The organism is Jutongia sp., assembly GCF_057878315.1.
On sequence record NZ_DBLXSO010000012.1, the window covers coordinates 1 to 12,523 of the forward strand.

12 protein-coding genes are annotated in these 12,523 nt (G+C 45.9%); 3 read left to right on the top strand and 9 right to left on the bottom strand.

Translation table 11 applies throughout. The annotated features are described in order from the left end of the window. Positions 1-162: 162 nt before the first annotated feature. A complete protein-coding gene (gene bsh, locus ACZLMD_RS04310; RefSeq protein ID WP_489495177.1) occupies positions 163-1,137 on the bottom strand; it encodes a choloylglycine hydrolase in 975 nt (324 codons plus the stop codon). 64 nt (positions 1,138-1,201) lie between these two features. Continuing rightward, positions 1,202-1,978 (bottom strand): helix-turn-helix transcriptional regulator, encoded by a 777-nt coding sequence (locus tag ACZLMD_RS04315; protein ID WP_482522426.1) that lies wholly within the window; start codon positions 1,976-1,978, stop codon positions 1,202-1,204. A gap of 407 nt (positions 1,979-2,385) precedes the next feature. On the opposite strand from ACZLMD_RS04315, the gene ACZLMD_RS04320 reads away from it, so the two are divergent. The 3 genes from ACZLMD_RS04320 to ACZLMD_RS04330 all read left to right on the top strand — a co-directional run bounded on the left by ACZLMD_RS04320 (position 2,386) and on the right by ACZLMD_RS04330 (position 5,723). Next, positions 2,386-3,756: a putrescine aminotransferase gene (locus ACZLMD_RS04320; RefSeq protein ID WP_489495178.1), complete on the top strand. Its 1,371-nt coding sequence runs from the start codon at positions 2,386-2,388 to the stop codon at positions 3,754-3,756. Between the two features lie 88 nt (positions 3,757-3,844). Continuing rightward, positions 3,845-4,189, top strand: coding sequence for a P-II family nitrogen regulator (locus tag ACZLMD_RS04325; RefSeq protein ID WP_243100707.1), 345 nt, complete (start codon positions 3,845-3,847; stop codon positions 4,187-4,189). A 130-nt stretch (positions 4,190-4,319) separates the two neighbouring features. Further along, on the top strand, positions 4,320-5,723 hold the full coding sequence (locus ACZLMD_RS04330) for an APC family permease (RefSeq protein ID WP_022305169.1): 1,404 nt from the start codon (positions 4,320-4,322) through the stop codon (positions 5,721-5,723). A 531-nt stretch (positions 5,724-6,254) separates the two neighbouring features. Here the strand turns inward: ACZLMD_RS04330 and ACZLMD_RS04335 are convergent. The 7 genes from ACZLMD_RS04335 to ACZLMD_RS04365 form a co-directional block, all read right to left on the bottom strand. After that, complete coding sequence (locus tag ACZLMD_RS04335) at positions 6,255-7,598, bottom strand: hypothetical protein (RefSeq protein WP_489495179.1); 1,344 nt, start codon at positions 7,596-7,598, stop codon at positions 6,255-6,257. Positions 7,599-7,763: 165 nt separating this feature from the next. After that, positions 7,764-8,561, bottom strand: a complete 798-nt coding sequence (locus ACZLMD_RS04340; RefSeq protein WP_489495195.1) for an Rpn family recombination-promoting nuclease/putative transposase — start codon at positions 8,559-8,561, stop codon at positions 7,764-7,766. A gap of 413 nt (positions 8,562-8,974) precedes the next feature. Further along, entirely contained in the window at positions 8,975-9,460 is a 486-nt protein-coding gene (locus ACZLMD_RS04345) for a site-specific integrase (RefSeq protein ID WP_484107100.1), read from the bottom strand. A 21-nt stretch (positions 9,461-9,481) separates the two neighbouring features. After that, positions 9,482-10,594 (bottom strand): tyrosine-type recombinase/integrase, encoded by a 1,113-nt coding sequence (locus ACZLMD_RS04350; protein ID WP_484107099.1) that lies wholly within the window; start codon positions 10,592-10,594, stop codon positions 9,482-9,484. Between the two features lie 208 nt (positions 10,595-10,802). Beyond that, positions 10,803-11,297 carry a stage V sporulation protein AC gene (gene spoVAC / locus ACZLMD_RS04355; protein ID WP_118559408.1) on the bottom strand — a complete coding sequence of 165 codons (495 nt, stop codon included), beginning with the start codon at positions 11,295-11,297 and terminating at the stop codon, positions 10,803-10,805. A 62-nt stretch (positions 11,298-11,359) separates the two neighbouring features. Further along, positions 11,360-11,782 (bottom strand): stage V sporulation protein AB, encoded by a 423-nt coding sequence (locus ACZLMD_RS04360; RefSeq protein ID WP_489495180.1) that lies wholly within the window; start codon positions 11,780-11,782, stop codon positions 11,360-11,362. Further along, a complete protein-coding gene (locus tag ACZLMD_RS04365) occupies positions 11,779-12,402 on the bottom strand; it encodes a stage V sporulation protein AA (protein ID WP_022305453.1) in 624 nt (207 codons plus the stop codon). Before ACZLMD_RS04365 ends, ACZLMD_RS04360 begins: the two co-directional genes overlap by 4 nt. Between the last annotated feature and the right edge of the window lie 121 nt (positions 12,403-12,523).

Below are 12,523 nucleotides of genomic sequence, written 5' to 3' on the forward strand. Positions count from 1 at the left end.
TCTCACGATGGACACCCTTGCCTTCGGCTATATCCTTCCCACTACCGGGCGGATTCGGGACTTTAACCCGTTAGAAACGTGCGCCGCTAGGCGCACATCAACAAAACAAAGTGTCCTAAAAACAGGACACTTTGTTTATTTTACGGTATAGAATCTTCTCATTTAGTTTGCCCGGTTGATCCGCTCTCCGGTCACAACCTCGTACGTTACAAGCTGCTCTCCGTCAAGATCCACGCGGTGCATATCCACCGCCGTGATCTGATGATTCTCATAGGTCGTATAATAATAGATGCCCTTTGAGGCGTTACAGCAGGATGTATAGATCGTAATCTCATACTTGTCCTCGCCCACATCACAGCAGCCCCTCGGCTGGTCCACCGCACCAAGAATATGGAAAAACTGACTGACACTCTCCGCCTCACTCTCCCCGGAAACAGAATGCTGCTTCACAAATGCCGCACGCACAAAACGGGAGGAAGAGGACAGATCTCCCGGCAGCCCCATCGCTCCCATTCCGCGGCTGTACGAGGAAAGACCAAGCTCCGGTGCAAAGCTGTTCTCCGGCTGTTTGGCAGAAAGTGACATATAATTATTGAGCTGAAACATCTGCATATCAAACGGAGGATTATTCGTCAGAATTCCTACCGGATTGTCATAAATATGAAGTCCGTCTGCCATGCTCTCCACAGTAATGCAGTCGTCCTTATCTGCAATGATCCAGTGAAGTCCCGCTGTCGGAAGCTGTGGACTAAACGATGTCCCGGTCAGATTGATCCGTTCCAGAAGCGTCCTAACCTCCTTCATCGAAGCACACTGCGATAAAACCCACGGAATAAATTCAAACTGAGCGACATTTTCCCTGTCCGCTTTTTCGGACTCATAAACAGCATTCCCCACAAAATTTAGACCTGCCATTCCGACACCTTTCTCATTGACAGCATCATAATATAACGGATAATCCGCCGCCACATGTGCCATTCCGATCAGAGCATAATGACTTTGCATCTGCCCCATATAACGAAAACGAAACGGATAATTCCGCGGGGTGATCGTAATCTGATCCCCATAAGAAAATTCATAATCCAATGTTCTGCCAATATAAAAATCCTTCGTCTGATAAGTTGCTGCTGTACACATATAATCCCTCTTTTCTGAACAAACCGCTGCGAAGCTGCAACGCTGTCTCCATCTGTTTCAAATTCTATATACAATACTGCCGGAACAGTTCCAGTCTTGATCCAACCCCCAGCTTACGCAGAAGATTCTGTATATGCTTCTGCACGGTCAGGCTGCTGATCCCACACTCTTCTGCAATCTCTTCATTCGAATAAAACTGCAGGATCTTCTCCAGGATCTGTGTCTCTCTCACCGTCAGACCGTGCATTTGCCGGATATCCTCTACTGTCCGTAAAGTGGTACTCTGCTCCCGGTCTGCCGCCAATATTTTGGGAAATACCTTATTCAGATGTACCCCAATGGAACGAAGAAAAAACATATCGTCCGACTGAAAACAGCCATCGATCCTCGTCCGAAATAAAGATAAAACCCCCAGCAGATGATGCTTCGCCACGATACTGTACTGCATCGTGTCATAAATATCATAGCTTTCATAACAAGACCTGTGAAGCTCTCCCTCCAACCGTTCCTTCTCACTTAAGATCTCACTCTCGCAGATCAGCGTGGATTCATTGCCATGGATCAACCACAGCACCGGATCCTGTGCCGCCCTCTGAATATACCGTTTCTCCGCTTCCGCAAATGTGTCCGGCACACAGACCGGCTCCGGCTGATAAAGACTCTCTGCCTGTGCCAGTGACGAGGAATCTATCCCCTCCGCCGCCAGCAGAATGCTGCAGTACGTATACGGAATCAACATACGCACCGGCACCATGAAATCCTTTTTCAATTCTTCCATACCGGTGCAGTTGTACAAGTGGTCGATCAGATCGTTATAGATCAAAAACTGATTTTTCTCCATCGTATTCTCACGCCTTTCCATTCCTATAAAAAGGGCAAAACCGGCGTTTTGCCCACCAAGAATTGCTTCGCAATTCTCGGTGTATTCACTCTACCTTACGAGCATCCTCTATACCCTAAAGGATTACTCCTATCAGAGTATGTTCTCTGCTTCTCATGATTTTCGTTCTTCCGGTACTGGAAACAGAGTACCATATTTTCTACCAGTTAACAAGTAGTTATACCTTTTTACTGGCAGAAATTGCTTGCAAAATGTCATTGCAAACAAGTATACCCGGTGCTATGATAAATGCAACAACAAAATAGCATCTGAAATACAAAGGCGTATTTGCTGAAGTTCATTCGTTTTTACAGCGAACTGATTTCAGCGGATACGTCTTTATTTTTTCCAAAAAGGAGGAATTTATTATGGCACAGAAAGAACAGGTAATTAAAGATCTCGACAAAATCATTTCTCTGATCCGCACAGACAGCGATCAGATCTCCGCTGACGATAAAAAGAAAATGGTGGATGACACACTTCACTATTTTGACAACTATGTAAGTCCGGGATGGCTCAAATACAGAAAATCCGTTTCATCCGATTCCGAGAACGGTGCCGTACTTGAGTGGCAGGATGAAGGTGCTTACTGCTACGGCTTAAACGGCGAGAAATTCATCGACTGTCTTGGTGGTTTCGGTATTTACACATGTGGTCACAGAAACCCGGAGATCCTCGATGTCGTAAAGGCACAGCTTGATCATCAGGCACTTCATTCCCAGGAGCTTCTTGATCCGCTTCGTGGCTATCTTGCAAAGGCTGTTGCTGACATCACGCCGGGTGATCTGCAGTACTGCTTCTTCACAAACGGTGGCGCAGAGGCCGTTGAGATGTCTTTAAAACTTGCACGTATCGCAACCGGCGGCAGATGGTACATTTCCACAGTGGGTGCTTTCCATGGTAAGTCAATGGGTGCCATCTCCATGGGTGGTAAGAGTACATATCGTACTCCATATATTCCAATGGTTCAGCAGGTACAGCATGTACAGTATGGTGTTGCTGAGGATATCCGCAAAGCCATCGAAAACCTTCAGGCAGTCGGTGAGAAGGTTGCCGGTGTTATCCTTGAGCCAATTCAGGGTGAGGCCGGTGTTATCATTCCTCCGGAGGGATACCTTACCGAGGTTCGTAAGATCTGTGACGAGACCGGTGTTGCTCTGATCTTCGATGAGATCCAGACCGGTATGGGACGTACCGGTACAATGTGGCGCTGCGAGGCAGAGGACGTCACTCCTGATATCATGACCTTTGGTAAAGCCTTCGGCGGCGGCATCATGCCGATCACCGGTATTATCTGCAAACCAAAGATGTGGACACAGGAGCTGATCGACAACCCATGGCTTCTCGGTTCTCCTACATTCGGCGGAAACCCTGTATGCTGTTCCGCAGCACTTGCAACGATCAAATATATGCTTGAAAACGATATTCCCGGTGTCTGCAAGAAGAAGGGTGAATTCTTAAAAGCCGGTCTTGAGAAGCTTGCTGCAAAATATCCGGAGGTCATCTCTGAGGTACGTGGTACCGGTCTGATGCTGGCTGTTGAGTTCCACACTTCCGACATTGGATATGAGTGTGCAAAGGGACTTTTCGCAAGACGTGTTATGACTGCCGGTACACTGGTAAATGCAAAGACGATCCGTTTCGAGCCAACCGCTGTTATCTCTCAGCAGGATATGGAGGATGTACTCACCCGTATGGATGAGTCCCTTGCCGATACCAAAAAGGCAATGAATCTGTAACAAACATTTGAAAATAGCAAGAATCCTGTACCAATATACCTGTCCGTATATTGGTACAGGTTGTCTTAAAAAGGAAATGGTGATCATTATGGGATTGAGCAAGATTGAAATTATCACAGGTATGCAGAAATTTAATGGTTTAAAGCGCGTGCTGAGTCAGGCAGGTGTGGGTGGTATGACATTTACACAGGTGCTTGGCTGCGGCCGCGAAAAAGGCACCCGCGAATATGAAGTGGATGAACGCTATGAAATGGAGCTTCTTCCAAAACAGCAGATCAATGTTGTTGTGGATGACAGTCGTCTCGATGAAATTCTGGATCTGATCAAAAAAGAATTATACACCGGACACATCGGAGACGGAAAGATCTTCGTCTATCACATTGACAATGCAATCCGTGTCCGCACCGGGGACGAGGGCATTGATGCACTCTGATGCAGACGTTGTATTTATTTCATATAACAGAATAACAGCACAGATATTTTATCTATGCAGGTCGTAAAGGGAGGTAATACTCGCTGATACAGACTTAACGTCTGTACCGATGTGGGGATCGGAGGTACTTATGGAAGAGAAAAAACTGGGAGTCAGAAATGTGGTATCTGTCTCCGTGGGGTTAGTTATCGCAACAAGCTGTCTTGTCTCTTTGGGACAGGGAGCCGGCAATATCGGTGTAGTCTTTATCTTCGCGATGATTATAGCCTGCATGTTAAATATGATATCCATCGCGTCCATGTCTGAGTTGAATGCATTGATGCCAAATACGACCGGTGGTCTGGCACAATATACACTCACAAGTCTCGGACCGGTGCCAACCATGGTCTCCATGGTCGGTGGATATATTTTATGTAATGTCCTCTCTGCCGGCGTAGAGGCTTCGATCTTCTCCTATGCAATGGGAGAGATCCTGCATCTTCCCATCTCCAATTTCTGGTACACCTTTCTTGTAACTTCAGTTCTTCTGATTGCAAACCTAAAAGGCGTTGACATGTTCGCCAAGATCCAGGATCTTGTTGCCTATCTGCTGCTTGGTTCCATGTTCTTCATGGGACTGATCGGTGCTCTCGGCATGGGAACCGGCGTCAAGGTTGACCAGCCTTATTACATGACGACTAATCCTGCCGATATCGTTCCGATGATCGCGGTTGCTTTCTGGCTTTTCATCGGTGCGGAGTATGCGATCCCAATTTCCAAGGATGTCAAAAACGCCAAACGCAATGTGCCTCTTGGCATGTTCATTGGTCTGGCGATCATGTGTGGCGTGCAGTCTGTGATGATCTTCGGGTTCCACAATTATACCACATGGAAGGAGCTGACCGAGTCACCGGCACCTCACCTTCTCTACGGTATGAATCTTCTCGGAACTCCGGGTAAGCTCTGGATGACACTTGTGGCCGCACTCGCTGTTGTCAGTACGCAGAATTCCAGTGTCCAGGGACTTGCCAATATCTGTCAGGGCATGGCGAAAATGAATATGATGCCGCAGTTTTTTGCGAAAACAAACAAGAATAATGTTCCATATATCGGTGTGTGGTTTGTGAGCCTTTTAATCCTTTTCTTTGGATATATCAGTAATGATTCCTCCAAGCTGATCAGCTTTCTGATCCTTGTCGGTTCTGTTTTCTGGATGGTTTCCTACATCTTTGCGCATATCGACGTCCTCGTCCTGCGCCACCGCCTGCCAAAGGCGCCGCGCACCTTCAAGGTTCCATTCGGTCCGGTGCTTCCATTGATCGGTATCGCCGGCACGGTCTATATGATCATCAATATCTCTACCGATCCTGCTGAGCGTCTGATGATCTGGCTTGTCACCGGCATTACATTCCTGATCCTTTTCGTTTATTCGGTAATCTGGATCAAGTTTAAAATGAAGATACCCGTTTTCAAAAGTGTTCCTCTGGAAAAGGTCATGGCGATGGAAAATGAAATGTACTATATCATCCGAAAGAGACGAAAACTCTGTCGGTAGTGTGGTCATATTATTTCTTATGACCAATTATCCACATGATATTTTGCCATCCCAAGGACTGAAAAATCCGTGAACTATAACGAAAACATTGACTTGTCACTTACGGATTTCGAGAAGTCTATATGCTTTGCTGCTTTGATTTTTGATAAACGCATCCTACCGTACTCGCCCCGAGGTGGGATTCAGATGTTTCGAAAGGCACTTGCACCCGCCGGTACTTACGCCCCAAGTTTTAAATATATATTCTTAATTTGTTTAGTACTTGGGGCGTTATGTACCGCTGCGTGGTGCAGTGGTAGCGGGAGCGTGCCGTCCGAAATAGCTGAGCCCACCTACGGGGCTCAGTCGTGCGGATGCGTATTTATCAAAGCATTGCAAAGCAAAGACTTTTCAGAAATCCTACTGATCTGCGTCAATTTTTTCGTTATAGTTCACGGATTAATTTATTTTTTGAGGCAAAATGTCTATTTGATTTTTCTGTCATAAGAAATAATATGACCACACGTTTACCATCATTTTAAGTGGTATCTTTTAATTTGTATAGGCAACATCGGAGTCTAGTTTATAGTCGTAGCGTTCCCATGTGACGTCGACGGCGGTTGTTTTGCCGCGTTGATATTCTATGTTGATCATCGCCTTGCGACCGCGATATGCAAACATGCCAAGACTTACAATGTTGCTGCTTCCATCGCTTCCATACAAATAGTTTTCGAAGGATTGATGATCTTTTCTTTCCAGTCGGATATACATGGTCTTTCCCGGTCGGATGACAATTTCATCGTCATCGGCAAGCTTCTGATAGGTATCGTCCTTCCTCTGCTTATACGATATATCCATCTGGTCGATCGAGTTCACACCGTCTCCGAGACCTCCCATTTCCATATCTCCGACAAAGAAGTCGAAGCCCCCGCCCCAGCTTGTCCGGCTGTTATATTTCTTTCCAAAACAGATATCTCGTTCGTCCGTAGAGTGGATCTTAAATTCATAATATTTGATTCGTCTGGCATTCTTTACATTGATCTGAGCCATGCATTTTCCATCGGAATTATCGGTTGCGAGCCAGCGCACCTCGGATCTTTCCCCAAGCTTACGTTCGCCGCCAACGATGACATATGGTCTGACCTGATAAGTGTACACCTGCTCCGGCTGTGCCGTGTAATCCTCATAAAGAAAACCTCTTTTCCCCGTGTCAAGCTTTGTCTTCTGAAGCTTTTGTTTCTTCACAACGTCAATCCTTTGCATATTACTCTTTGTCGTACCGCGGTATATTTCAAAGCCATCCGCTTGAACCGAGCCAAAGGTTCGGAATACGAGACGGGAAAAGCCTTTGTCTCCTCTGATGTCATCAATTGACTGATCCAGCGTTGTGCCATACATTTCACAGAATATCTCGCGGCTGTTTCCCTCGCTCTTCGGATCTAAAAGCCACATCCCCCCCTCCTGGAATACCTCGATCTCATAACGAAATACATCGCCGTAAGAAAACTTCTGTGTAAACTCATACTGCTTCTTCCCCGGCTTGTATGTTTTTGTCATTTCCATCCGGTCAGGTTTATCGTCCCGGACGCGGTATCTGGTCAATCGATATTCTTGTGCCTTGGTCAGCGCCTCCCAACTCACCTTGATCGTCTGTTTCTTCTGATCGAGCTTTACCTGCAGATAATCTTTTCTATGTACCATTGACAGAATCTCTTCCTCATCTGCAGCCGGCGCAGCTGTTGGATCCGGTGTCTGCGCCGTATAGGACTGCTTTCCGGTACCACCGCGCTGCCGCATGATTCCCTCACGATCCGTCCACAGGATTGCGCCGATTACTATGATACCCAGTAATATAACACCTGTCACTATAAGAATTTTCTTGTTTATTGTTTGCATGGCACCACTCCCTTCCTGCAAAAAAGGGCAAAACCAGCGTTTTCCCCTCCAAGAATTGCTTCGCAATTCTCGTTGACATAACACTACGCTACGAGCATTTTCCTATATATCAAAAAGCTGTCCCACATTTATGAGACAGCCTCTTACCTTTCACGCTGATCCATCTTACACTTGCGTGAATAATTCCTGCTCAACAGCTTGCAGTTCGGCTTCGGAGTAATCCATAGAAAGGATCATTTCACGGGATAATCCGCTTCCCAGCATTTTGCGTATTGCCTCCAAACGCCCTGCCGTCAATCCTTCTGAACGTCCCTCAGTCAATCCCTCCGAACGTCCTTCTTCTCGAACGATTTTTTCACGTTCTTCCGCATAATTTTTCGCATAATCCTCTACTGTTTTGCACATTTTCCCCAAACCTCCCTCCGTCTCTTTGAAATACTTAACTGCTTTGCTTAATGCGGGGAATCTGGCATCTTCAAATACATCTTTTCGTAAAAATAACTGGAGTAGTTCGGATTTGTCCGAACCATCCTTCACTACTGTATTGGCAAAGAAGATATCTTCCCCGTCATCTACAGGAGCATACCCCTCATTTGTTTTCATGCACCTTTTCACATGTGTGATCATCTGCCCGTTATGTAGAGCGTCATACTCCGTAATATATAAGATGGTTACCTGCGGGATATCCGAAAAATCGGTTCCCTTTGGCGTATATGCTGCCGTAGTTGATGATGCATAAAACCAATTCCTCTTGATATCGTCATTACCGGAACCCTTCTGCATCTCAATGTTCATATATGTTCCGTTTTCCAGAATACAGAGTACATCCAGAATAATCTCTCTGTGTAAACTCGTGATAACACACTGCGGTGTTACGCTTACCACTTTTAGCTGTGGCCGGTCCAACAGTGTGCGGAGTATCTCCTGGCAGACTTCCTTTCGTTCCGCCACCAGCCGGAACATGGCATCATCAATGATCCTTAAATTCTCTGCTGTTTCTCTTATCGCTTTTGAATATTGTTCAGTACCCACTGCCTTACCTCGCTTCCCCTACTTATCGTAGACGTGTTACAAAACAAGCAAGGTTCAGTCTCTGAGGTCCGACATCCCCGCTTGCTTTATGGGGATACCTGGCCCGGAAGGTATCATATGAGCTCTGCTTGAGAGACTCATTTAAGTTCTTTGTTTATATGTTCATCATATCATCATTGGTCACGCAAATCAACACCGACTCGTTAACCGGTGGTGTAAATTTATCTTTGGATTGTGTGTTGCAGAATATGCCTGTCGTGCTTGGAAGCACTAAATGCGAATAAATAGGTTTATTATACTCTTTTTTGCATTATTGACAAGCCCGTTTTTAACTGGAAACGATACTAAGGATATGTAACTGAGAAATGACTTCGTACAAGCTGTCTCTTCAGGTTCTGCGGATATACCTTATCCGTCACCGCAAAAATCTGTATCATCAGTACCTGTCGGTAATTCTTCTGCTCCAACGCCGTACGAAGCAGCGCCTCATATTCCTCCTCTGTCAAACGGTTCTGAATATCTTCGTGGTTGCTCTTTTTGCGGATATTGAGGCTTTTGCACTGCAGATCTGTACGACCGGCAAACTTACAATACGACTTAATACTGGCAATGATCGAATTAATACTACGCGCCTCATATCCTGCTTCCGGCAATGACTTCAAAAACGCATCCAATGAATTCTGAGACAAAGTCTGTGTTTGATCCGACAAAAAATGTGCGAGCTTTTTCACGTCTCGCACATACTTTTTCGCTGTATTCAATTTTACGTTAGAATCCATCAGATACGATTGAAACTGTTTGATATCTGATGAAGTGAGTGAATGAGTCATAATACATATTATGTCGCTTTTTTATAGAATCGTTGGAAAGATCCTGTTTTTCCTGCTTCCGGCAGCATTATCGCTTTGTTCAATCTTCTGATACCACTGCTCCCATTTCTTTTTGTCCGATCCGGAAAGGGTACTCATAAAACACATCATCTCCAGAGGAAATAATATCCGCTGTGAAAGATAGGTGTTGTCTGCCATAACACGGACGTTTTCGGCTGTTGCCAGTATGATCCCGGATTCTGTTATCCGTACCGGCTCATTCCCTGCCAGCCCCCCATCTTTGTGGTCAACGACCATGTTCATCTGATCAAGCTGCTGCTTATGCTCCTTTCCGGTTGATTTCACGTAGATGCGGGTTGTGTCAATGCTGCTGTGTCCGAGTACATCAGCGAGCTTGACGATATCTCCTGTCTGCTGATAGAACTCCCTTGCAAACAAATGGCGCAGATTATGGGGAAATGCTTTGCCGGAGGGCACTCCGGCTGCCATTGCCGCTGCTTTCATCCGCCGCCATACTTCCCTGCGGTCAACCGGCTGATGGTTGCGGTTCTGAAAGACGGCACCTTCACAGATATTATGCTTCTGTACATATTCTTTCAGCAGTTCCTGCAGGGCGGACGGTAACAGGATCCGGCGCACCTTTCCCTTGTTATGGACATCGACCATGCCGTTTTGTAAGCATGCTACATTGATGTAGCTGAGTTCACCGACACGGATGCCGGTTCCGGCGATCGTCTGCAGAAGTCTTGCTGTCTTCTCTTCTCCCTGGCGGCTGGCTGTGCTGACCATTCTTTTATATTCTTCCATGGTCAGCTCTTTTTCTTCGTTTTCAAATGCGGTTCGCTGTACTTTGATCGTCTTGATGCACAGATCGTTCCATTTCATAACGATGCAGAACCGATTGATCGCTGTGAGAAATGAGTTGATGCTGTTCGCTTTATAACCACCCTGTTCCTCCAGTTCTTTTTTGTATGCGATCATCAGGTCTCTGGTGAGACCTCTTCCGTCAGCATACGTCTGCAGTTTCCGCACATCACGTACATATTTGTGGATGGTGTTTGGTGTTTTTTCGGATTTTTTTAATTCTTTTTCAAACCGGGCGATATTCTGCTCTGTTACGATTTTTTCTTTCATCTTTTGTCCTGCTTTCTCCAATAAATGGCATATTTTCTATCATTATATCCAAACAAACCCGGAAGCAAAAGAAGAGAGTCCCTCCCCCTGTTTTTCTGCCTGAAATAATTCTTCAAAAAAATATACTCGTAAGAAAGTAACTTACGAGTATATTTTTTAACCCTTTAAAAACAGAGGAAAAATTTCCACAATCGCCTACAATAACCGGTCACATAATGCTCCCAAGCCAGTAGATCACCCCGACCACCCAGCTGCAAAATATCCCATACAATATCACCGGTCCCGCGATCGTAAAGATCTTGCAGCCGATACCAAAGACCTGTCCCTCTGCCTGAAACTCGATCGCCGGGGATACGACGGAATTGGCAAAGCCGGTGATCGGTACGATGCTTCCCGCACCGCCAAACTGCCCCAGCTTCTGATAGATGTTTAGTCCGGTCAGGATAATGCTTAGCAGGATCAGAGATAATGTGGTATAAAGCCCCGCCAGCTCCTTATCATTGCCGAGATACTGATAAAGACTGTTAAAGCCTTCTCCCACGACACAGATCGCACCGCCCACCAGAAACGCCTTGGCACAGTTTAAGAAACGATTGCTTTTCGGCGTAATATTGCTGACGTAGTCATTATATTTTTGCTTCTGTTTTTCGCTGTCTTTCTCCTGAAGAACCTCCTCAATGGATGGGTCATTATTTGAATTCATATCACTCTCTCCTTTTCTCTGTCCAATTTTACGGACACGTCAATTTTATGGACATATCTGTTTTAATGCTGCATCCGGAAATATAGTTGATAGAAGCAGGCAATCGCCTTGCCAAGTGCAAGCGCCAGGATCACAAGCGGAAGTCCCACCGCGAGCTTTACTCTCTGTACCAGAACCGGAATGACCTTAAGTGTTTCCGCCAGCGCCATGGCAAGACAGCCCACAAAGATGCCGGAAAATAGTCCGAACACAGCTAATGTCGCACTTCCAAACGGAATGGAAATGTGAAATACCGTCAGTACTGCCCCTGTTACACCTCCCAGAAATATACAGTTTTCCAGAAAATAGACACGGTTCGCTGTATGCAGACGGCTCGCCAGCCTCGGCAGCATTTCCAGAATAGAGATAAATGCGAACACGCCGCCGGCAACACTGATTCCGCCCGCAAATCCGATCACTCCCAATAAGATCAACTTCCATATCATGAGATTTCTTTGCCCTCCCTGGATGCATTTTTGATGATCGCATTGTTCATTTCCTGCTCATAATTGCGCATTTCCAGATGAAGCGGTGTCGGATCATCCCTCTCATTCCGGGCAGAGAAATGATTGTAAAAGCCGAGGATTCCTATGGCAATCCCCACGCAGTAGGTAATCTCCATGATGCTGCCCTTGGTCTGCTCCGTCCCCATGACCAGCCTGTAGAACAGAGAAAATACATCACCCACGCTGACATCCGTGTTAAATGTCATAATTGTAAAACCTGCGCCGAAAAATATGATCAGACTGACAAAGGCAGCCTTGACAATCTCCAGCCACTTGGCAGGCTTCGGTGTGTCCTTATATTCTACGATAAAATCCGGTTCTCCGATATTGATCACCTGCAGACCCGGGCGCTGTTTCTGCAAAAGCTCAATGACCTTCATCGCCGAAAAGACAAGCTTTTGCTCTTTCTCCTGCGAAAAAGTATAAAGCACCAGCTTGCCGGATTCCTTCTGCAGCGTCTGATCCGCAGTCAGGATCTCGGCAACATCCTCCAGTAGAACTTTTTTGTGTGACACCTGACTATTTTGTTCCAATTTTAAGTAGATAATATCTGACTTCATTGTCGGTTCCCTCCTGCTCCACAAATTTGCCGTTTGCATAGGTTGTCCGTGCATTACGCATAATTGCTATATAGCAGACGGTACTTAAGGTCATGATGCCAATGAGCAACACATAAAACCA

Bases quoted from the DNA above. Each gene is read 5' to 3' on its own strand.
- spoVAC (WP_118559408.1), bottom strand. From the start codon at position 11,297: ATGAATTCAAATAATGACCCATCCATTGAGGAGGTTCTTCAGGAGAAA.
- ACZLMD_RS04340 (WP_489495195.1), bottom strand. From the start codon at position 8,561: ATGTTCCGGCTGGTGGCGGAACGAAAGGAAGTCTGCCAGGAGATACTC.
- ACZLMD_RS04365 (WP_022305453.1), bottom strand. From the start codon at position 12,402: ATGAAGTCAGATATTATCTACTTAAAATTGGAACAAAATAGTCAGGTG.
- ACZLMD_RS04330 (WP_022305169.1), top strand. From the start codon at position 4,320: ATGGAAGAGAAAAAACTGGGAGTCAGAAATGTGGTATCTGTCTCCGTG.
- ACZLMD_RS04320 (WP_489495178.1), top strand. From the start codon at position 2,386: ATGGCACAGAAAGAACAGGTAATTAAAGATCTCGACAAAATCATTTCT.
- ACZLMD_RS04360 (WP_489495180.1), bottom strand. From the start codon at position 11,782: ATGATATGGAAGTTGATCTTATTGGGAGTGATCGGATTTGCGGGCGGA.
- ACZLMD_RS04350 (WP_484107099.1), bottom strand. From the start codon at position 10,594: ATGAAAGAAAAAATCGTAACAGAGCAGAATATCGCCCGGTTTGAAAAA.
- ACZLMD_RS04315 (WP_482522426.1), bottom strand. From the start codon at position 1,978: ATGGAGAAAAATCAGTTTTTGATCTATAACGATCTGATCGACCACTTG.
- ACZLMD_RS04325 (WP_243100707.1), top strand. From the start codon at position 3,845: ATGGGATTGAGCAAGATTGAAATTATCACAGGTATGCAGAAATTTAAT.
- ACZLMD_RS04345 (WP_484107100.1), bottom strand. From the start codon at position 9,460: ATGACTCATTCACTCACTTCATCAGATATCAAACAGTTTCAATCGTAT.
- ACZLMD_RS04335 (WP_489495179.1), bottom strand. From the start codon at position 7,598: ATGCAAACAATAAACAAGAAAATTCTTATAGTGACAGGTGTTATATTA.
- bsh (WP_489495177.1), bottom strand. From the start codon at position 1,137: ATGTGTACAGCAGCAACTTATCAGACGAAGGATTTTTATATTGGCAGA.